General features: G+C 67.0%; 16 protein-coding genes. 12 read left to right on the top strand and 4 right to left on the bottom strand.

Annotation, left to right across the window (positions count from 1 at the left end; genetic code table 11):
- Nucleotides 1-19 precede the first annotated feature (19 nt).
- From ACIP21_RS03155 to tssM, 11 genes are all read left to right on the top strand, one after another.
- The gene (locus ACIP21_RS03155) at nucleotides 20-502 is read left to right on the top strand and encodes a type VI secretion system tube protein Hcp (protein WP_400683846.1); all 483 of its coding nucleotides are present in this window, start codon (nucleotides 20-22) and stop codon (nucleotides 500-502) included.
- Between the two features lie 96 nt (nucleotides 503-598).
- Nucleotides 599-1,117 carry a type VI secretion system baseplate subunit TssE gene (gene tssE / locus ACIP21_RS03160; protein ID WP_400683848.1) on the top strand — a complete coding sequence of 173 codons (519 nt, stop codon included), beginning with the start codon at nucleotides 599-601 and terminating at the stop codon, nucleotides 1,115-1,117.
- A complete protein-coding gene (gene tssF, locus ACIP21_RS03165) occupies nucleotides 1,114-2,988 on the top strand; it encodes a type VI secretion system baseplate subunit TssF (protein WP_400683850.1) in 1,875 nt (624 codons plus the stop codon). The genes tssE and tssF overlap by 4 nt, the downstream gene beginning before the upstream one ends.
- Nucleotides 2,973-3,998, top strand: coding sequence for a type VI secretion system baseplate subunit TssG (tssG, locus tag ACIP21_RS03170; protein ID WP_400683852.1), 1,026 nt, complete (start codon nucleotides 2,973-2,975; stop codon nucleotides 3,996-3,998). Before tssF ends, tssG begins: the two co-directional genes overlap by 16 nt.
- Nucleotides 3,991-6,660 carry a type VI secretion system ATPase TssH gene (gene tssH / locus ACIP21_RS03175; RefSeq protein WP_400683854.1) on the top strand — a complete coding sequence of 890 codons (2,670 nt, stop codon included), beginning with the start codon at nucleotides 3,991-3,993 and terminating at the stop codon, nucleotides 6,658-6,660. The genes tssG and tssH overlap by 8 nt, the downstream gene beginning before the upstream one ends.
- Nucleotides 6,657-7,247 carry a hypothetical protein gene (locus ACIP21_RS03180; RefSeq protein WP_400683856.1) on the top strand — a complete coding sequence of 197 codons (591 nt, stop codon included), beginning with the start codon at nucleotides 6,657-6,659 and terminating at the stop codon, nucleotides 7,245-7,247. The genes tssH and ACIP21_RS03180 overlap by 4 nt, the downstream gene beginning before the upstream one ends.
- Before the next feature lie 90 nt (nucleotides 7,248-7,337).
- On the top strand, nucleotides 7,338-9,287 hold the full coding sequence (locus ACIP21_RS03185; RefSeq protein WP_400683858.1) for a type VI secretion system Vgr family protein: 1,950 nt from the start codon (nucleotides 7,338-7,340) through the stop codon (nucleotides 9,285-9,287).
- A 33-nt stretch (nucleotides 9,288-9,320) separates the two neighbouring features.
- Nucleotides 9,321-10,625 (top strand): type VI secretion system-associated FHA domain protein TagH, encoded by a 1,305-nt coding sequence (gene tagH / locus ACIP21_RS03190; protein ID WP_400683860.1) that lies wholly within the window; start codon nucleotides 9,321-9,323, stop codon nucleotides 10,623-10,625.
- A gap of 33 nt (nucleotides 10,626-10,658) precedes the next feature.
- A complete protein-coding gene (gene tssK / locus ACIP21_RS03195; protein WP_400683862.1) occupies nucleotides 10,659-11,990 on the top strand; it encodes a type VI secretion system baseplate subunit TssK in 1,332 nt (443 codons plus the stop codon).
- Between the two features lie 22 nt (nucleotides 11,991-12,012).
- Nucleotides 12,013-13,287, top strand: a complete 1,275-nt coding sequence (gene icmH, locus ACIP21_RS03200) for a type IVB secretion system protein IcmH/DotU (protein WP_400683864.1) — start codon at nucleotides 12,013-12,015, stop codon at nucleotides 13,285-13,287.
- Nucleotides 13,288-13,290: 3 nt separating this feature from the next.
- Entirely contained in the window at nucleotides 13,291-16,377 is a 3,087-nt protein-coding gene (gene tssM / locus ACIP21_RS03205; RefSeq protein ID WP_400683866.1) for a type VI secretion system membrane subunit TssM, read from the top strand.
- A 13-nt stretch (nucleotides 16,378-16,390) separates the two neighbouring features.
- Here tssM and ACIP21_RS03210 read toward each other — a convergent pair whose 3' ends face one another.
- The 4 genes from ACIP21_RS03210 to ACIP21_RS03225 all read right to left on the bottom strand — a co-directional run bounded on the left by ACIP21_RS03210 (nucleotide 16,391) and on the right by ACIP21_RS03225 (nucleotide 19,686).
- The gene (locus ACIP21_RS03210; RefSeq protein WP_400683868.1) at nucleotides 16,391-17,245 is read right to left on the bottom strand and encodes a serine/threonine-protein kinase; all 855 of its coding nucleotides are present in this window, start codon (nucleotides 17,243-17,245) and stop codon (nucleotides 16,391-16,393) included.
- A 144-nt stretch (nucleotides 17,246-17,389) separates the two neighbouring features.
- Nucleotides 17,390-18,352 (bottom strand): ribonuclease Z, encoded by a 963-nt coding sequence (locus tag ACIP21_RS03215; RefSeq protein WP_400683870.1) that lies wholly within the window; start codon nucleotides 18,350-18,352, stop codon nucleotides 17,390-17,392.
- Nucleotides 18,353-18,413: 61 nt separating this feature from the next.
- The gene (locus tag ACIP21_RS03220) at nucleotides 18,414-18,977 is read right to left on the bottom strand and encodes a lipocalin family protein (RefSeq protein ID WP_400683872.1); all 564 of its coding nucleotides are present in this window, start codon (nucleotides 18,975-18,977) and stop codon (nucleotides 18,414-18,416) included.
- A 73-nt stretch (nucleotides 18,978-19,050) separates the two neighbouring features.
- Nucleotides 19,051-19,686 carry a dihydrofolate reductase family protein gene (locus tag ACIP21_RS03225; protein WP_400683874.1) on the bottom strand — a complete coding sequence of 212 codons (636 nt, stop codon included), beginning with the start codon at nucleotides 19,684-19,686 and terminating at the stop codon, nucleotides 19,051-19,053.
- Nucleotides 19,687-19,846: 160 nt separating this feature from the next.
- Here ACIP21_RS03225 and ACIP21_RS03230 point away from each other — a divergent pair, with 160 nt between their 5' ends.
- On the top strand, nucleotides 19,847-20,659 hold the full coding sequence (locus tag ACIP21_RS03230) for a crotonase/enoyl-CoA hydratase family protein (RefSeq protein WP_400683876.1): 813 nt from the start codon (nucleotides 19,847-19,849) through the stop codon (nucleotides 20,657-20,659).
- The last annotated feature ends 1 nt before the right edge of the window (nucleotide 20,660 follow it).

Here is a 20,660-nt window from a genome sequence, read left to right on the forward strand (position 1 = left end):
GACTGACAAGGCACAGACCATGATTCTGCTCAACTTCAACGGCAAGAAAATCAAAGGCACCTCGACCGTCTCCGGCCATACCGACTGGATCACCATCGATGCCATGCAGATGGGCGTGGGGCGCGCCATCACCACCAGCGGTGGGGGCCTCGACCGCGATACCAGCAACCCCTCGTTCTCGGAAATCACCCTGACCAAGAGCACCGACCTGGCGTCGGCCGACCTGTTCATGGAGGGTGTGTGCGGCATGAGCCTGGGCAAGGCCGAGATTCACTTCATCCAGACCGGTGGCGCCGACACCAAGGATCAGGTGTTTCTCAAGATCGAACTCGAGGACGCGATCATCAGTTCCTACTCGATCATGAGCAACGGCGAGCGCCCGAGCGAAACCTTCTCGATCAATTTCACCCAGATCAGCTACCAGTACGACTCGTTCAGCGGCGGCAAGATCACCACCGGCACGCCGAAGAAGTGGGACCTGCAAGCCAACGCCAAGATCTGACGCAATGGACCTGGCAGGTTGGCCTGACGCGCCGGCCTGCCAGGTTGCCTGGAGAGTCGACGATGAACCCACCGTTCTTTGACCGTGCCATCGCCCATGGCTGAGCTGACCAGCCGGGAACGCTTGCAGCCGTCGTTGCTCGATCGCTTGAGCGACGATGCCCGCGAGCAGTTGCAAGAACCGCGCGAGCAACGCGTGCTGTCCATGCGCGCCCTGCGCAAGGCCGTGCTGCGAGACCTGGACTGGCTGCTCAACAGCACCGCGCTGAGCGCTGCCCACGACCTGGCGGGCTACCCGCTGGCGGGGCGCTCGGTGCTCAATTTCGGCATGCCGGACCTTGCCGGCAAGACCGCCAGTGGCCTTGACCCCCTTGCCCTGGGCCGGCACCTGCAGCAAGTGATCGAAACCTTCGAACCGCGCATCCTGCCTGGCAGTGTGCGCGTCACGCCACTGGCGCCCCCAGGCGGCCTGGCGCGGGCCAGGCCAGTGGCCTTCGAGATCGTTGGCGAGCTCTGGGGGCAGCCCTTGCCGGAGCGCCTGTACCTGAAGACCGAGTTCGACCTGCAAGCCGGTGTGGTGCACCTCTATCCCCTCGAATCGGCCATCGGCCCATGAATGCCAGGCTGCTGCGTTACTACGAGCGCGAACTGCAGCACCTGCGCGAGATGGGCGGCGAGTTCGCCCGTGACTTTCCCAAGATCGCCGGGCGTCTGGGCCTGGAAAACCATGCCTGCGCCGACCCTTACGTCGAGCGTCTGCTGGAGGGCTTCAGCTTTCTTGCCGCGCGGGTGCAGCTGAAACTCGATGCCGAGTTCCCGCGCTTCACCAATCACCTGCTGGAACTGGTGCTGCCCCATTACCTGGCGCCCACGCCGGCCATGGCCGTGGTGCAGCTGCAACCTGATCTCGGCGCGGGCAGCCTGGCGCAGGGTTTCACCGTACCTCGCGGCACGGCCATGCACAGCCAGCTGGGCAAGAGCGACCAGACCGCCTGCGAATTTCGCACGGCGCACGCCCTCACGCTGTGGCCGGTGGAGCTCACCGAGGCTTGCTATTTTGCCTGCTCCAGCCAGGTCGGCGGGGTCGACCTGGCGCGTCTCGGGCCGGCCAAGGCAGCCCTGCGCCTGCGCTTGAAGGCCGGTGCCGGGCTGAGCTTCGACACCCTGGCGATGGACAGCCTGATGCTCTACCTGCCAGGGGTCGAAGGGGTGGTCGACCGCTTGCTCGAACAGCTCCTGGCACAGGCGGCAGGGGTGTTGGTGCAGCCGGTGCAGGCCGACAACCCCTGGCATGAGGTGCTGGAGAAATCCGCCCTCCACGGCCACGGCTTCGACGATGATCAGGCGCTGCTGCCGGTCGGGCCACGCAGCTTCCAGGGTTACCGGTTGCTGCAGGAGTATTTCACTTTGCCGCAACGTTTCCAGTTCGTCGAGCTGCGGGGCCTGGGCAACGCGATTCGCCGTTGCCAGGGCTCAGAGCTCGACCTCACGGTGCTGTTCAAGACCTTTGTCCCGGCCCTGGAGAAGTCCGTGTGCGCCGCGCGCTTCGCATTGCATTGCACCCCGGTGATCAACCTGTTCCCCAAGCGCGCCGAACGCGTGCACCTGTCCGACCGACAGGTCGATCACCATGTGGTGGCAGACCGCACGCGGCCAATGGACTTCGAGATCTACCAGGTGACCGGGGTCACCGGCCACGGTACCGGCGAGCGCGCCGAGCAACGTTTCCAACCGCTCTACCTGGCCAACGACCTGCAGCCGCCAGGGCGCGGTGCCTGGTACCAGCTGCGCCGCGACAGCCGCGTGTTGTCCGAGCGCCAGCGCCGAGAGGGGCCGCGCTCGAGCTATGCCGGCAGCGAACTGTTCCTGACCCTGGTCGACATCGAGCAAGCGCCGGTGTCCAGCGACCTGCGTCAGCTGAGCGTCGACACCTTGTGCAGCAACCGCGACCTGGTGCTGAGCATGCCGCTGGGCGTGGGCAAGACCGACTTCACCCTCGACAGCGGCGCCCCTGTGCGGGCGATCCGCTGCGTGGCCGGGCCAACCGCGCCGCGGGCATCGTTTGCCGAGGGCGAGACCGCCTGGCGGCTGGTCAGCCACCTTTCGCTCAACTACCTGTCGCTGCTCGACGAGGCGCCGGGGCAGGGGGCAACCGCGCTGCGCGACCTGCTGCGGTTGTACTGTGGGGTGAACGATGCGGTGGCGCACAAGCAGGTCGAAGGCCTGCGTTCGGTCACGGCCGCGCCGATCGTGCGGCGCCTGCCCCTGCCTGGGCAGATCAGCCATGGGCGAGGGCTGCAGGTCTGCGTGACGGTGGACGAAGACGCCTTCGAAGGCGCCAGTGCGTTCGTGTTCGGGGCGGTGCTGGAGCAGTTCTTCGCCCGGTATGTGACGCTCAATGGCTTTACCGAGACCCGGCTGCACGGCGTCGCGCGCGGGCTGATCATGCAATGGCCGACGAGGGTGGGGCGATGCGCGATCCTGTAGGCTTGCTGCAGCGTCTGGCGCGCCAGCCAGCGGCATTCGGCTTCCATGCGGCGTTGCGCCAGCTGGAGTGTGCCTTCGGTGACCAACCGCGGATCGGCCAGGCCAGCCACCCGGCCTTCGAACCGGTGCGTTTCGGCCAGCAGCCCTCGCTGGCCTTCGAGCCGGACATGCTGGCCGGCCTGCAACCGGGCGAAGGTGGACGGGCAGCGTTGCTGCTGCTCAACGGTTTCGGCGCGCTGGGGGCCAATGGGCCATTGCCGGTGCACCTGACCGAGTATGTCCGTGATCGCCAGCGCAACGGCGGCGATCCGACCCTGGCGCGCTTTCTGGATACCTTCCACCATCGCATGATCAGCCTGTTCTACCGCGCCTGGGCCAATGCCCAGCCCGCGGTGAGCCTCGATCGCCCGGACGCGGACCGCTTCTCCGACTATGTCGCCTCGCTGATCGGCCTGGGCATGCCCTCGCTGCAAGGGCGCGATGCCGTGCCGCTGCGGGCCAAGCAGCACTATGCCGGGCGCCTGGTGGCGCAGGTGCGCAATGCCGAGGGGCTGGCTGCGCTGCTGCGCGACGATCTGCAGATGCCCGTGCAGGTCGAGCAGTTCGTCGGGCACTGGATGACCCTGCCGGCCGATGGCCTGTGCACCCTGCGCAGCGGGCCGGATGCAGGCCGCCTGGGCCGGGACACGGTGCTGGGCGCCAAGGTGTGGGACGCCCAGGGCAAGTTCCGCCTGCTGATCGGCCCGCTGGACATGGCCCAGGTCAGGCGCCTGCTGCCGGGCAGCCCGACGTTGCAGCGGCTGGTCGACTGGGTGCGCCAGTACGCAGGCCTGGCGCTGGCCTGGGACATCAACCTGATCGTTGCCAGGCAGCACCTCCCGGGCACCCGCCTGGGCCAGGATGCCCGGCTCGGCTGGAGCAGCTGGTTGAGCAGCGCGCCGCCCCTGCGCGACGACGCCCAGTTGTTGCTCGACCCTTCCCGTTCACCACAAGGAGCAGATCATGGCTGAGATCAGTCGCGTCGCCCTGTTCGGCAAACTCAACCGCCTGTGTTATCGGTCCATCGAAAGCAGCACGGCGTTTTGCCGGTTGCGCGGCAACCCTTATGTCGAGCTGGTGCACTGGCTGCATCAGTTGCTGCAACTGGACGACAGCGACCTGCTGCGCATCCTGCGGCATTTTGCGCTGGACCTGGCGCAACTGCACGAGGGCATCACCCAGGCGCTCGACCGCCTGCCGCGCGGCTCGACCTCGATCACCGACCTGTCGTCGCAACTGGAAGACAGCGTCGAACGTGCCTGGGTGCAGGCCACGTTGTTGTTCGGCGAGTCGCAGATCCGCTCCGGCCATCTGCTGTATGCCCTGCTCAAGGACCGCACCCTGCGCAATGCGCTGCTGGCGCTGTCCGGCGAGTTCGCCAAGGTCAAGGTCGATGGCCTGGGCGAAGGGTTCGCCACACTGTTGGCCGCGTCGCCCGAGGCCCGTCAGCGCGCCAGCGACGGTTCGCAACCGGCAGCGGGCGAGGCCGTTGCAGCCCCGGTCGGGTCCGGCTGCCAGGCAGCGCTCGAACGTTTTGCCGTCGACCTCACCGCCCAGGCGCGTGACGGCGTGCTGGATCCGGTGGTGGGGCGCGATGAGGAGGTCCGCCAGGTCATCGACATCCTCATGCGCAGGCGCCAGAACAACCCGCTGCTGGTGGGCGAGGCCGGGGTTGGCAAGACCGCGGTGGTGGAGGGCCTGGCCCAGCGCATCGTGCACGGCGATGTTCCGCCGGCACTGCGCGAAGTACGCCTGCTGGCGCTTGATAGCGGCCTGTTGCAAGCCGGGGCTGGCGTAAAGGGCGAGTTCGAGCAGCGCCTGCGTTCGCTGATGGAGGCCGTGCAGGCCAGCCCGGTGCCGGTGATTCTGTTCATCGACGAAGCACACACCCTGGTCGGCAGCGGTGGGGCCAGCGGCACCGGCGATGCGGCCAACCTGCTCAAGCCGGCGCTGGCCCGGGGCACGTTGCGCACGGTTGGCGCGACCACCTTCGGCGAGTACCGCAAGCACATCGAGAAGGACCCGGCACTGACCCGGCGCTTCCAGACCGTTCAGGTCGGCGAGCCGGACGAAGCCGGCGCCGTGCTGATGCTGCGTGGCATTGCCGAGCGCATGGCCCGGCACCACCAGGTACAGATTCTCGATACAGCCCTGCAAGCCGCGGTACGCATGGCTCAGCGCTACCTGCCGGCGCGCCAGTTGCCCGACAAGGCGATCAGCCTGCTCGACACCGCCTGTGCCCGCGTCGCCGTCAGCCAGCACGCCACCCCGGCGGCCGTGGAGGACAGCCGTCGACGCATCGAGGCGCTGGCCATCGAGCGGGCGATCATGGCCCGTGAGCGCGCCCTGGGTGTCGACACTGCGCTGCGTGAGGCAGCGATCGACGCTCGGCAGGCCAGCGAGGAGGCGCACCTGGCCGGCATCGAAGCGCGTTGGCAGGACGAGCAGCAGCAGGTGCGGACGATCCTCGAACTGCGTGCCCGCCTGGGGCGCCAGCCCGATGATGACCAGGCCCTGGCGGCACTGCGCGAGCGCCAGCAGGCCTTGCTCGAGGCCCAGGGCGAGACGCCCTTGATCCTGCTGACCGTCGATGCCCAGGTCGTCGCCGCGGTGGTGCAGGACTGGACCGGTATTCCGCTGGGGCGCATGGTGCGCAACGAAATCGATGCTGTGCTCGGCCTTGCCGACACCCTGTCACGCCGCATCATCGGCCAGCCCCATGCGCTGGAGGCCATCGCCCGGCGTGTGCAGACGGCGCGTGCCGGCCTGGACAACCCCGGCAAGCCCGTGGGGGTGTTCCTGCTCGCGGGCAGCTCCGGGGTGGGCAAGACCGAGACCGCGCTGGCCTTGGCCGAGGCCTTGTACGGCGGCGAGGACCATCTCGTCACCCTCAACATGAGCGAGTACCAGGAAGCCCATTCGGTCTCTGCCCTCAAGGGATCTCCACCCGGCTACGTCGGTTATGGCGAGGGCGGCGTGCTGACCGAGGCCGTGCGCCGCAAGCCCTACAGCGTGGTGCTGCTGGACGAGATCGAGAAGGCGCACCCGGACGTGCATGAACTGTTCTTCCAGGTGTTCGACAAAGGCTGGATGGAGGATGGCGAGGGCCGCGCGATCGACTTCAGGAACACGCTGATCCTGCTCACGACCAACGCCGGCACCGAGGTCATCGAACAACTGTGCCAGCGCCAGGACCAGCTGCCGGCACCCGACACCCTCGGCAAGGCCTTGCGCCAGCCACTGTTGCAGGTGTTCCCCGCAGCGCTGCTCGGGCGCCTGGTGGTGGTGCCCTACTACCCGCTGAGCGACGCGTTGCTCGCCAGCATCATCCGCCTGCAACTGGGCCGGATCCAGCAGCGCCTGCAGGACAGCCACGCGGCGCCATTGAGCTTCGACGAGGAGGTGGTGGCGCTGATCGCAAGTCGATGCACCGAGCTGCAAAGCGGTGGGCGGATGATCGACGCGATCCTGACCCAGTCGGTGCTGCCCAGCATCAGCCGGATGCTCCTCGAACACACGCTGCGTGCCCAACCCGTGCGCAGGGTGCACATCCATGTACGCGATGGCGAATTCATGTTCAGCCAGGACGATGCCCAACAAACCGCTTTGCCACCCAGCAAGGGCCTTCGATGAGAAAACAACAGCAGTTCGGCAATTCCTGCGGCGCGGCTGCGCTGCTCTGCGCGGCAATGGAGCTGGGCATCAGGCACCTGCCACGTCTGGGAGGGATCAACCTCGGGCAACCGTTGCAGGCCAACGGCCAGTGCGAGTCGGCGCTGTATGCGCTCACCTCTGGCGCGCTTACCGGGGGGTATTCGAGGCCGCTGGACTTCGACAAGCTCGGTTATTCGATGCCGCACAACGTTGCCATCGCGGCCCGCGAGTTGGGGCTGGCCGTGCAGATCTACAGCAGCGGCCCGCTCGCCAGGCTCCTGGCGTACGGCTACCCCAGCGCCGAGGCACAGTGCATCAAGGCGGGTTTCCCCATCCTCCGTGCCGCGCCGCCGGCGCTGGCGGCCCATCAACGCGCCCTGAAAGTCATGATGACCTTCGTGGTCGGCCTGCATTACGTCATGCGCCGGCCTGACGGTACTTACATGGACCCGGGAGACGGCAGGGACTTTGCCAGTTTCGAGGCCCTGAACAGCTGGTCGAAAACCTACAACCATTCCGGCATCACCCTGGTCCTGGAAAACCCGCCTACCGCCGCTGCGGCATGAGTGCGGCAGCCTGAGGCAAGGGGCGGGAATAAACCGCCTGCGCCGGGTGTTGTCATCCCACGTCTGCCGATGAGTCGAAGAATCCGACCGATGCCCGTTACCCAAGCCAACCGCGAAATCACCGTCACCTGTGCGCTCGGTGCCGATGCGCTGCTGTTGCGGCACATGCGTGCCAGCGAAGCGTTGTCGACCCTGAGCGAGTACCGTATCGACCTCTGCAGCGAGCGTGCCGACCTTTGCATGGATGATCTGCTGGCCACGCCCCTGACGGTTTCGATCGCCCTGGCCAATGGCGGCCAGCGTCATTTCAGCGGCCTGGTCGCGCGCTTCGAATACACCGGCCAGCAGGGTCGCCTGGCCACTTACCATGCCGTGGTGCGGCCCTGGCTGTGGCTGCTCACCCGCAGCCGCGACTGCCGCATCTTCCAACAGCAAAGCGTGCCGGACATCGTCCAGGCCGTCTGTGCCCGTTACACGGTCGCCGACCTCGACAGCGCCGGGCTCAGTGCCAGCTACCCGGCACTTGCCTATTGCGTGCAGTACCGCGAAAGCGATTTCGACTTCATCAGCCGCCTGCTGGAGCAGGCGGGTATCTACTACTTCTTCCGCAGCAGCGCCGGGCGCCATACCTTGGTGCTGGCCGACGGCTATGCCGCGCATGAGCCAGCCCCTGGCTGCGAAGTGCTGCGTTACCAACCGGCCCTGGCGCCCGGTGAGGTGATCGGCGAGTGGCGCATGAGCGGTGAAGTCGAACCCGGTGCCTGGGTGCTGCAGGATTATGACTTCGAAAAGCCCTCGGCCAGCTTGTTGGTCAAGTCGGTTCAGGCGCGTGACTACGCGCAATCGCGCCACGAATGCTATGACTACCCCGGCAAGTACCACGACCGTCAGGCCGGTGAAAGCCTGGCGCGCCAGCGCAACCAGGCGTGCCACGCCAGCTATCGGCGCATCGAGGGTAGCACGGCGGCCCGTGGCCTGTTCCCCGGTGCCTTGTTCACCCTTGCCGAGCACCCGCGTGACGATCAGAACCTGCAGGTGCTGGTGCTCGGTGCACGTTACCAGCTGTCGTCCGATGCCTTCGAGCCCGCTCGCCAGGACGCCCCGGCTATGGGCTTGACCTGCACCTTCAGCGCCATGCCCAGCGAACAGGATTTCTGCCCGCCCAGCCGCAGCCCCAAGCCTGTGGTCTACGGCCCGCAGACTGCCAGGGTGGTGGGCAAGCAGGGCGAGGAGGTCTGGACGGACAGCTTTGGCCGGGTCAAGGTGCAATTTCACTGGGACCGCGAGGGTGCCGGTGACGAGAACAGTTCGTGCTGGATACGCGTCGCCCAGGGCTGGGCCGGCAAGCGTTGGGGCAGCCTGTTCCTGCCACGCATCGGTCAGGAAGTGGTGGTGAGCTTTCTGGAAGGCGACCCGGACCGCCCGTTGATCACCGGCTGCCTGTACAACGCCGAGGCCATGCCGCCCTGCGCGTTGCCGGAGCAGGCCACCCGCTCGACCTTGAGAAGCTGTTCGTCCAAGGGCGGCGGCGGCCACAACGAACTGCGCTTCGAGGACCGCAAGGGCGCCGAGCAGGTGTTCCTGCATGCCGAGCGCAACCTCGAACAACGTATCAAGCAGGACGCCCTGGACTGGGTGGGAGGCGATCGCCACTCCCATGTGGCCAACGACTTGCGAGAAAGCGTCGGCGGCAACTGTCACCAGTCCGTGCTCGGCGACCGTATTGAAAAGACCCGCGGCAGCGCGGCGCAGGTGGCCGGCGGCAACCTGCTGCTGGACGGCGCGCTCAAGGCCAGCCTGAGCGGTGGCAAGGACGTGCACATCCAGGGCGGGATGAACGTGGTGATCGAGGCTGGCGCCAGCATCACGCTCAAGGCCGGCAGCGCCTTCGTGACGATCGGCCCGGCCCTGGTGGTTTCCATGCTGCCCATGGTCGTGCCCCAGGCGGCAGCGGCGGCCAACGCCCTGGTGATGGCCTCGCGCCCGGCGCCCGCTGCGCAGCCGTTGCAACCCAAGGAGGCTGACGATGGTCGGCAGTGACCCTCGTCAGCCCGAAACATCAAGGAGCCTGACATGCCTGTAATACTGCGGGTCACGTACTATCGCGGGCGTTCGCCTGCGGCCGAACTGTCCTGTGCCATCGATGACGCCGGCACATTGGGACGCGCACCTGGCAACGACCTGGTGCTGGAAGACCCCGGCAAGTACATCTCCCGCAAGCACGCCTGCATCGAGCGGCGCGATGACGGTTACTACCTGGTCGATACCGGCAGCAACCCGAGCGTCCTCAACGAACGCCTGATAGGCCACGGCCACGAGGCGCTGCTGCGCACGGGCGACGTGCTGGTGATCGGCGACTACCAGATCGACATCGAGCTGCCGCCTGCGACGGCGGCCGCGCCTGATCCGGCCGGTCTCGGCGGTCTGCAGACACTGGCGGTGTTCACGCCGTCATCGGTGGGCGGGCTGACGCCACTGCCGCCTGCGCAGCCGCCGATCGGCGAGCCGCCACTGGAGCGCATCGACCTGCTGGACCTCGACCGCATCATCGATCCCGGCCAGGCCCCGTTGCTCGCGCTGCCCGGGGCCATCCCCAGGCAGCCGGACTTTGCGGGGGCGGGCTTCGATCATGGCTCGCCCGAGCGGCAGCCACTGCCGCAGTCGGCCCAAGTGCCAGCCGGCCTTGACGAGGCCGTGCTGATTCCCGACGGCTACGATGCCCTGGCAGACCTGGTCACGCCCCGCGGCGCGCCGGCTGCACGTGCGGGCGAGGTATCTGCGCCTGCGCACTGCCAGGTCCTGGGGGCATTGCTCGAGGGGCTGGGGCTGGCGCAGTTGCCCACTGCCCGTGGCCCCGAGGCGCTGGCCCGGCTGGTCGGGGAAATGCTCCGCGAAGCCACCGGGGCCACCATGCGCATGCTGATGGAGCGGACATTGGCCAAGCGCGAGAGCAACGTCGAGCTGACCCTGATCGGTGCGTTGGCGAACAACCCGCTGAAGTTCTTCCCTGATACCAGCAGCGCCCTGAGCCACATGCTCGGGGCGGATTCGCCAGCCTACCTGCCAGGTGTGCAGGCGTTGCGGGGCGCCTTCGATGACCTCAGGGTCCATGAGCAAGCGGTCGCGGCCAGCCAGCGTGAAGCCCTCGGCGCGGTGGTGCGCTGCTTCGACCCGTCGCTGATCGCCCGCGGCCTGCCCGCGGTGGGGCTGATGGAGCGGTTGCGGCCAGTGAAACGCAAGGCGCGTCTGTGGGCCTGCTACACCAAGCGCTACGAGCTGGTGGTGGGCGAGGGGGGAGAGCACTTGCAACGGCTGGTGGCCAAGCAGTTTTCCTCGGCCTACCCGTTGCAGGTCAGCCGTTTGCGCGGCATGCCCTGAACCCCTTCCTTTGTATTGCGTGAGACCCCGTCCATGTCCTGGAACAGCAAAGTCATCTGGTCGGAAGGCATGCTCCTGCAACCCCAGCACCTGCAGCAGCACGACCGTTATCTCGACGCCCGCCTGGAAGCCCGCGTCACTGCCTTGCGGCCCTATGCCTGGGGCTTTTCGCAGCTGCAGATCGATGAACCGCAGTTGGCGCTCGGCAAGTTCGCACTCAAGGGCTACAGCGCGGTGCTGCCGGATGGCACGCCCGTCGGCCAGCCCTTCGACGAAATGCCGTTGCCGCTGGAGATCCCCGTCGGAGCCCGCGGTTTCGACGTGGTACTGGCACTGCCCAGCGCACGCCGTGGCGTAAGCGAGGTGGACGATCGCGAGGGGGCCGAGAACGTCGCCCGGCATTGCAGCGTCGAGCACCAGGCCATGGACAGCAATGGCCTGGACAACTGCGCATCGATGCGGGTGGGCAAGCTGCGCTTGCGCCTGGCCAGCGCCTGCGACGTCAGCGATACCCACACCCTGCTGGGGGTGGCGCGGGTGCTTGAGCGCCGCGCCGACCAGCAGGTCCTGCTGGATCCCGAGTTCTGCGCGCCGAGCCTTCAGCTGCGGGCCGCACCACGCCTGGCGCAATTCGTCGAGGAATTGCTCGGGCTGCTGCACCAGCGCGGAGAAGCCCTGGCCAGGCGGCTGGCGCAACCAGGGGCCCAGGGTGTGGCGGAAATCGCCGACTTTCTGTTGCTGCAGCTGCTCAATCGCAGTGAGCCGCTGATGCGTCACCTGGCCGGCATGGCGGGGCTGCATCCCGAGGCGCTGTACGTGGAACTGACCCGCCTGGCCGGTGAGCTGGCGACCTTCACCCGCAGCTGCAAGCGTGCCAGGGATTACCCGGTGTACCGCCACGATGCCCTGGCCGAGACCTTTGCCCCGTTGATGCTCGACCTGCGCCGTGCCCTGGCGGTGGTGATGGACGCGCGGGCCATCCAGATCCGCCTGGAAGAGCGCCAGTTCGGCATCCGCGTTGCGGTCGTGGCGGACAGGGCGTTGCTGCATTCGGCCAGCTTCGTGCTGGCGGTCCAGGCGCAGATGCCAAGTGAGGCGGTGCGCAGTGTGTTTCCGCTGCAAGTCAAGCTGGGCCCGGTGGAGAGCATCCGTGAAATGGTCAACCTGCAACTGCCCGGTATCGGCCTGCAGGCGTTGCCGGTGGCGCCGCGCGAGCTGCCGTTCCATGCCGGGTTCACGTATTTCGAGCTGGATCGCGGCAGCGAGTACTGGCAACCCTTGACCCAGTCGGCGGGCTTCGCCCTGCATGTGGCGGGCAACTTCCCAGGGCTCGAAATGCAGTTCTGGGCCATCCGCAACGGATGATCGACAAGGCAGGTGATTGACGGTGAAGCTGAACGACTCCCTGGTACTGGGGCATGACCCGGAGCAGACCCTGCTGCTGTCGCCCGCCACCGCGAGGGTGCCAGCGACGCGCGACACGCTGCCCGAAGGCGTCGAGCATGGCGGCGAAGGGCTCAACCCGCTGGTGCGCGCCGCCAATCCATTGCTCGATGTGGTGGTGCCTCTGCGTGGCATGGCCCGCCCGCCCGACCGGGAGGCCCTGCGCGAGCGCCTGGTGCGGGCGGTCAGGCAGTTCGAGAAGCAGGCACTGGCCAGCCGGGTGCCGACCCAGGCCATTGCCGTGGCGCGTTACGCGCTCTGCACCCTGGTAGACGAAACCATCTCCAGTACCCCCTGGGGGGCCGGGGTGTGGAGCAGCCGCAGCCTGCTGGTGACCTTCCATAACGAGGCTGGCGGTGGCGAGAAGTTTTTCCAGGTCCTGCAACGGCTGACGCTGGACCCGCGCGGCAACCTTGACCTGCTGGAATTGATGTACCTGTGCCTGGCCCTGGGCCTGGAGGGGCGTTACCGCGTGGTCGAGCGTGGGTCGGAGCAGCTCGAGGCGCTGCGCGAGCGCTTGTTCGAGCTGATTCGCCAACAGCGCGGCAGCGTCGAGGCGGACCTGTCGCCCCGCTGGCGCGGCGTGCTCCAGACGCCAACGCCGATGCGCGGGTTGTCGCTATGGGGCACGGTCGGGCTGGCCATCGCCCTGTTGGCGGGGCTGCAGCTGGGGTGCAACTGGCTGCTCGGCCGCGCCACGGCACCGGTGCTGGCGCAAATGGCCGAAATGCGCCTGGCGCCATCGCTACAGGCACCGGCCAGGCCTGCGCCGGTGAGCGTGGCAGGCCTGCTGGCCGAAGACATCGCCGAGGGCCTGGTGAGCGTGCAGGAGAGCGCCGATCGTGCGCTGATCACCTTGCCAGGGCAAGGCCTGTTCGCCTCGGGCAGTGCCGAGGTGTCGGGCAGCCAGCGGGCCTTGCTGGGCCGCATCGGCGATGCGTTGAGTCAGCTTCCAGGCGAAGTGCTGGTGGTCGGGCACACCGATAACCAGCCACCGGCAGCGGGGGCGCGGCTGGCGTCGAACAGCGCGTTGTCCCAGGCCCGCGCCGCCAGCGTGGCGCGGTTGTTGGGCTTGCGCGCCGGCCCCGCCGCGCGTTACCGCAGCGAAGGTCGGGGAGAAAGCGAACCCCTCGTGGCCAACGACTCCTCGGCCAACCGTGCACGCAACCGGCGGGTGGAGATCACGGTATTTTTTCGGCGCAGTCGCAGTGAGGGGTAGGTAATGTCTTTTCTGATGCGGATCATCGATTGGCCGGGGCGAGTGCTGCGCTGGCTGGGCCGTTGCCTCGCGTTCGAGCGTGGCGATGGCGGCCAGGCGCGTGCCGAACGGCGCCACCTGGCAGCGCGCATGCGCTCGGTCAGGGCCGTGCTGCGCAAGCTCGGTCCTGGCGGCCGCCAGCCCTTGCCGTGGTACCTGCTGATCGGCGCGCCAGGCAGCGGCAAGACCACCGTCCTGGCGCATTCCGGCCTGCATTTCCCGCTCGGCGATGCCGCGCAGACCAGGGGCTGCGACACGCTCGCCGGGACGCGGCAGTGTGACTGGTGGTTCACCGACGAGGCGGTGCTGCTCGACACCACCGGGCGTTACGTCAGCCAGGCCGGCGAAACCGACCAGAGGGCCTGGCATGCCCTGCTGGAGCAACTGCGCAAGCACCGGCGGCGCAGCCCGGTCTGCGGGGTGATCGTCACCCTTGGCGTCAGTGACCTGCTGCAGCTCGACGATGCCGGGCGTGCCGGGCAGGCCAAGGCGGTCCGGGCACGCATCGAAGCGCTTCACGGGCACCTGGGGCGCGTGCTTCCGGTCTATCTCATGGTCACCCAGTGCGACCGGCTGGCAGGCTTTTGCGAGTTCTTCGAGTGCCTCGGCCAGGCCCAGCGTGGGCAAGTCTGGGGCATGACCTTTGCGATGGGCAGCGCCGAGCCGGCGGCCGGCGCGTTGGCGAGTTTTGCAACGGAATTCGATGCGCTGGAGCGGCAATTGCAGGTTCGGGTGCTCGAGCGCCTGCAGCAGGAGCGCAACCTTTGCCGACGCGCCTTGCTTTACCGTTTTCCCCAGCAGTTCGCCGGGATCAAGGCGATGCTCGGCGATTATCTGCAGCACGTCTTCGAGCCCAACCGCTACCAGTCTGCGCTGATGCTGCGCGGGGTCTACTTCACCAGCAGCCAGGCAGCCGGACGCAGCTACTTTGTCAGCCGTCTGCTGCGTGAGGTGATCTTTGCGGAGGCGGGGGCGACGGGCGCCGACTGGCGTCTGGAACAGCGGCGCTGGCTCAGGGCGGGCAAGCTGCGGGTACTGCTGCTGACACTGCTGCTGGCCGTGGGCATGGGTTTCGGTTTTCGGCACAACCTGTCCCTGGTCGAATGGTCGGAGCAGTACACGGCGCAAATGCAGCGCTTGATCCAGCTGGTGTGCCATGAGCGCGATGTGCCCGGGGTCTTGCCATTGCTGGATCAGGCCCGTGGCTTGGCAGCCATCCATTCCGAGCATGGCAAGCACCTGGAGCGTGTTGCGCTGAACCCGGATTCGCAGCGAGAAAGAGCGGCGCAGGCGCTGTATCGGCGCTTGCTGCGCAGCACCTTGCTGGAGCAGATCGTCGCCGACCTGGAAAGCACTTTGCGCCGTGGTGACGCCAACGACCAGCATTGGCTGTTCGAAACCTTGCGCGCCTACCTGATGCTCGGTGAGCGCCAGTTCTTCGATGCCGCTTCGCTGCAGGCCTGGGTCGATGTGGCCTGGCGCGATGCCTGGCCTCAGGTCAGCGAGCAGCAACGCCAGGCGTTGTCGGTGCATGTCTCGGCGCTGCTGGACGACAAGGATGCGCTAGCCGTGCCACTGGATGCCGAACTGATCGCGCGCACCCGCTTGACCCTGGCCAAGCTGCCCGTCCCACATCGCGTCTACAACCGCCTGACGCGGCAACTGGCCCAGCGCGGCTTTGCCGAGCTCAGTGTCAATGCGGCGGCAGGGCGCGATGCCTCATCCTTGCTCCGGCGCCGTAGCGGGGCGCCCTTGTCGCGCGGCGTCAGCGGGGTCTACAGCGTCGCCGGCTACCGCGCACTGCTGGCATCGAGCGAGCAGGCGGTGCTCGACATGGCCGGCGAGGGTTGGGTGCTGGACCGGCAGGAGGCGATGCTCGGGATGAACGGCGTGGAAGATATCAACGGCGCGGTATTGTCGTTGTACTACGCCGATTACATCCAGCACTGGGACGCGTACCTCGCCGATGTGCAGCCTGTGGCGCTCAATACCCTGGACCAGGCGGCGCGGGTGAGCCATGCACTGAATGCGGCCGACTCGCCGTTGCGTGCCTTTCTCCAGGCAGCCGCACGCGAAACCAGCCTCGAAGGCGCCGACCCGGAAAGCGCCAGTCACCCGGTGGACAGGCATTTTGCCGCGTTGCACACCCTGGTCGGGCGCGACCCGCCTTCGCCGCTGGACGAGGGGCTGGCCCTGTTGAGCGAGGCCTCGCAATTCTTCGACGGTGCCCAGCGTGCTCGGCGCAGTGGCATGCCTGCGCCCAGCGACGAGGTGCTCGGGCGGATACAGCGAGCCGCCGGCGACCAGCCGGCACCACTTTCGAGCATTCTGCTCGAGGTCGGTGAAAACGGTTCGTTGCTGGCACTGGGCAATGAGCGCGAGCGACTCAATGCCCTCTGGCGCGCCGGCGGCGCCACCTTCTGCCGTGAGGCCATCGAGGGGCGTTACCCGTTGGTGCGTGAGGCCAGCGCGGAGATCTCCGCCGATGACTTCGGCAAGTTCTTCGGGCCTGGCGGCCTGCTGGACGACTTCTTCAACAAGCAACTGGCACCCTACGTGGACATGAGCAGCAGCCGCTGGCGCTGGCGCGCCACGAGCAACATTCCCCAGGCTGTGCTCGATCAGTTCCAGCATGGCCTGCGCCTGCGCGACATGTTCTTCGTCGGCGGGGCGCAACAGCCATCGCTGCGCTTTGGCCTCAAACCCATTGGCGCCGACCCCGAGCTGGCAATGGTGACGCTGGATATCGCCGGCCAGCCGGTGGTTTTCGAGCCCGGCAGCCGCCCAGGTTTCACCCCCATCGTGTTGCCCAGCGGCAAGGGCAGCGACCTGGTGCAGTTGCATGCAGGCCTGGGCTTGCGCAGCGAGGGGCCATGGGCGTGGCTGCGGCTGGTCGATCAAGGCCGCCTCAGTGGCGAGCAAGGCAAACGCTTCGAGCTGAGCTTCGACCTCGATGGGCGCCAAGTGCGCTATGCGCTGCTGGCCAATAGCGTGATCAACCCGTTCAACCGCGACAGCCTCGAGCAGTTCCGTTGCCCGGTGCGCCTCTAGCCAGGGGCCTGGCTCAGGGGCCGATGCACAGCCGGGTAAGCTCGTCGTCCTGGGGCGTGTCTGCCAGTGCCTGCAGCACGGCGAGAAACTCCAGGGCCGAGGCGAAGCGTTCATCCGGGTGCTTGGCCAGGGCCCGGCTGATCAACCGATCGAAGCGCGCGTCCAGTGACGGGTCGAGGTCCGACGGGCGCCGTGGAGGGTGTGTGAGGATCTGCTGGGTGACCTTGGCCGTCGACCCCGAGAACGGTCGTTCGCCGGTGAGCAGCTGGTAGAACACGATGCCTGCGGAAAACAGGTCGGAACGGCCGTCCACCGCTTCACCGCGGCACTGCTCGGGCGACATGTAGCAGGGCGTGCCGATCACCGAGTCGGCGTGGGTAGCCAGGGCGCAGTCGATGCGTGCAACGCCGAAATCTATGAGCTTGAGTTGGCCACCGGCGGTGATGATCAGGTTGGCCGGCTTCAGGTCGCGATGCACCACCTCCCGGCAATGGGCATGATGCAGGGCCAGCAGCAGTTGCCGCATCCAGCCGAGCACCTTGGGTAGATGGCAGGGCAGGCGCTGGCGCAGCAGCTGGTCGAGGCCGACGCCGTCGGCGAATTCCATGGCGATGAAGGCGATGCCGCCGTCCTCGGCGTAGTCGTGGACAGCGACGATGTTCGGGTGGCTCAGCCGGCCGGCGGCCCGGGCCTCGTGGAGAAAGCGGCTGGCCAGTTGCTGCTGCGGGTAATCGTCGGGCAGGTCCTTGCGTATCGTCTTGAGCGCCACTACCCGCGCGATGAGCGGGTCGTAGGCTTTGTACACGGTGCCCATGGCGCCTTTGCCCAACACGCCGTCGATGCGGTACCTGCCCAGTCGTTCGAGCATGACGGCCTCCTTGGCGGCCCTGAAGTGCGCGCAGGGTACCCGCTGCAAGCCGCTGGGAAACGTCAATTCTTTCTATGCATCCACAGGCCTGGCATTGAAGCAAACGATGGAATAGAACGTTGCCCCGAGGTGTTGCCCGTGTTTTCAGGCCGACACGGCGACCAGGCCGCCATCGCGGCCGATGTGGTAGCGCTGCAGGTCCCGGGCCAAGGTCAGGTTGCCGCTGTAGTGCGCTTGCGCCTCCTCGCGCACGTCATCGATGCACGGGCTGCGCTTGGGGTCTGCTTGATAGCGGGCACTGAAATGCGTCAGCACCAGGTTGCGCACCCCGGCCTGCTCGGCGAACCGGGCCACGGCCGCCGCCGTGCTGTGGCCGAAGCTGTTGCCGCTGCGGTCGATGATCGGCTGGGTAAAGGTCGCCTCGTGCACCAGCACGTCCGCGCCCTGGGCGACCTGGGCCAGCAGCGCCGGGTTGTCGTTGTCGCCGCAGACGATCACTCGACGCGCCGGGCGCGAAGCTTTGAGGTAGACGCGTGCGTCGAGCGTCTGGCCGTCATGCTCGACCGAAATGCCCTTGGCCAGGTCGCCCCACAACGGCCCGCGCGGAATGCCTTCGGCTTCCAGGCGGGCGATGTCCAGGCGCGGCTCGGGGTTCAGCTCGGTGAACACGAAGCCGACGCTCGGCACGCGGTGCGACAGTTGCACGGTGCTGACTTCGACGTGGCTGCTTTGCCAGTGCTGCAGTTGCTCGACCGGCAACATGCGCAGTTCGAACGGCAGGTAGCTTTCGCTGGCCGCCAGGCTCAGGCGCACCCAGTCCTGCAGGGCGGCGGGCAGGATCAGGTCGAGCGGTTCGGTCCGCCCGCTCATGCCGGCGCTGGCCAGCAGGCCGGGCAGGCCGAAGCAGTGGTCGCCGTGCACGTGGGTGATGAAGATGCCGCGCAGGTCGCGCATCGACAGCGGCGAGTGCAGCAGTTGATGCTGGGTGCCTTCGCCGCAGTCCACCAGGTACCAGTGGCTGCCACTGGCTTCGATGACGGCGGTGGCGCTGACGTTGCGGGATTTGGTAGGCACCCCGGAGGAGGTGCCCAGAAACTGCAGGTCCAATGTTTCGCTCCATGCGTTTGGGGAGCGACACCTTAGCCCGATTGCTGCTGGGCGTCGATGCTCAAGGCGTGGCCGGGGTGTCCTGGCGCCAGATCAGCTTGTGCGTGTCGTAGCCCTGCTTGCGGGCGATCGCCAGCAACTGGTCGCGGGCCTGGTCGGTGATTGCCGGGGTGCGCGAGAGCAGCCACAGGTACTCGCGGTTGGGGTGCCCGACCAGCGCCACGCGGTAATCCTTGTCGTGGTACAGCACCCAGTATTCGCCTTTGGTCAGGCCCGGCGCCAGGCGGCTGAACCAGTTGTCGAAGCGCACCCAGAGCTTGTCGGTCCTGCCCGCCACCTGGGGTTCGGCGACGCCGCGGGCTTCGTTGAGCTCGCCGTCCTTTTCCTTGCAACGGTTGGTGACGTCGATCTTGCCGTCCTCGCGCAGGCCGTAATGGGCCTCGGACTGCACGCAGTTGCGCTGGAAGAACATCGGCAGGCGCGCCAGCTCGTACCAGGTACCCTGGTAACGTTGCAGGTCGACCTGCTGGGTGCTGGGCGGCGCGCGGTGCTCGTCGCTGGAACCGGCGCAGCCCATCAGGGCCAGGGTCATGCAGGAAAACATCAGGGCCGTGCGCATCGCCATGGCAAACCTCCTGTCGGCTTATGTTGGGCTCACAGGATGTTCGATTCAGCCTCGGCGGAAAAGTTGTATCGGCTCATGTATTCTCCGGCGGCAAATCGAATGAGCCTGTCTCAACGTCACCTGCCCGTACATAGCGGGCGATGATCACGCCCTTCGGTGTCACTTGTGAATGCTGCAAGGTATAGGCGCCTGGCGCGGCATCATCGCCGAACAACCGCTTGCCGTGCCCCAGCAGCACCGGGTTGATCAACAGCTGCAATTCATCGACCAGCCCGGCTGCCAGCAGTTGCTGCACCAGCTCGGCACTGCCCTGGGTCAGCAGGTCGCCGCCGTCCTGCTGCTTGAGGGCCCGCACCGCTGCAACGATGTCGCTGCCCAGGCCATGGCTGTTGCGCCAGGCGAGGCTGTCTGGCGCATGGGTAGCGACATGCTTGGGTACGCTGTTGAACAGGTTGGCGATGGAAAATTCCTCGGTGTCGTCCTTAACCTTCGGCCAGTAGCCGGCGAAGATGTCGTAAGTGCGCCGGCCCAGCAGCAGTTCGAAGGGCTGGCTGAACAGGGCCTGCATGGCCTGGCCGAACACTTCCTCGGCGTAGGGCACGATCCAGCCGCCGAAGGTGAAGTTGCCGCTGGTGTCTTCCTGGGGGCCACCGGGCGCCTGCATGACCCCGTCCAGGCTGGTGAAGGCGGCTACGATGAGTTTGCGCATGGGGCGTCTCCTGAAGCAGGGAAGTGTCGAAACGTCATTAATGGTCGAACGGCCCCCGGCGATTTCGACAAGCCGGCAGTCCCGTTTTTGGCACAAGCACGGCTATCGCCCTGGGTTACCATCCGCGAAGTGAACCCAACCCTCCACAGGAGTGCCGCCCGTGACCGAGTACACCGCGTTCAAGGTCGAACTGACCGACAGCATCGCCCACGTACAGATCAACCGCCCGGAAAAGATCAACGCGATGAACGCGGCCTTCTGGGAGGAGATCGTCGACATCTTCCAGTGGATCGATGACACCGACGCGGTGCGCGCCGTGGTGATCAGCGGCGCCGGCAAGCATTTCTCCTCCGGCATCGACCTGATGATGCTGGCCTCGCTGGCCGGCCAGATGGGCAAGGACGTGGGCCGCAACGCGCGCCTGCTGCGCCGCACCATCCTGCGCCTGCAGGCGTCGTTCAACGCCGTGGACAACTGCCGCAAGCCGGTGCTGGCGGCCATCCAGGGCTACTGCATCGGTGGTGCCATCGACCTGGTCTCGGCCTGTGACATGCGCTACTGCAGCCGCGACGCGCAGTTCTCGATCAAGGAAATCGACATGGGCATGGCCGCCGATGTCGGCACCCTGCAACGTTTGCCACGTATCATCGGCGACGGCATGATGCGTGAGCTGGCCTTCACCGGGCGCAACGTGGAAGCCGACGAGGCCCTGCGCATCGGCCTGGTGAACCGGGTCTATGATGATCAGGCCGCGCTGCTCGACGGGGTCTTTGCCATCGCCCGCGAGATTGCCGCAAAATCGCCGATCGCCGTGGCCGGCACCAAGGAAATGCTCAGCTACATGCGTGACCATCGCATCGACGATGGCCTGGAATACATCGCCACCTGGAACGCCGCGATGCTGCAGTCCGAAGACCTGCGCGTGGCCGTGGCGGCGCACATGAGCAAACAGAAACCGACGTTCGCCGACTGAT

It is taken from the genome of Pseudomonas sp. NPDC089401 (assembly GCF_044749485.1).
In the GTDB taxonomy this organism is placed as follows: Bacteria; Pseudomonadota; Gammaproteobacteria; order Pseudomonadales; family Pseudomonadaceae; genus Aquipseudomonas.